Annotated in this window: 1 protein-coding gene; it reads left to right on the top strand. The window is 58.9% G+C overall.

Annotated elements, in window-relative coordinates:
• Positions 1-270: hypothetical protein (locus tag SB724_RS20295; RefSeq protein WP_410572670.1), on the top strand; the 270-nt coding region annotated here is incomplete at both ends.

The raw sequence follows: 270 nt of genomic DNA, 5'->3' as shown, positions 1-270 counted from the left end.
GTGATGGAAGCCCGTGGCATTTATGCTTCCAAGGAGATCAAGGACGTCGCTCCTTTTGCCAAAGGCATCAACACCGATCTCGATGAGATCGACAAGGTGATCGCTGGCTGGGCGCCGCTGGTTCCTGAGAGCCAGAAGGATAGCTTCGGCAAGCTCGTCGATCGGTCCAAGGAATTCCGCGCCTTCCGCACCGAGACTGCACGTCTCGGCACCGAAGTCGGCCCTGCAGCCGCAAACGATCAGGGTAATAACGACGCCAACCGCGCCAAC

Origin of the sequence: Bacillus sp. SIMBA_031 (genome assembly GCF_046535225.1) — a bacterium.
In the GTDB taxonomy this organism is placed as follows: Bacteria; Bacillota; Bacilli; order Bacillales; family Bacillaceae; genus Bacillus; species Bacillus velezensis.
The sequence above is the reverse complement of the archived record's forward strand: the minus strand, read 5'-3'. Positions and strand labels throughout refer to the sequence as shown.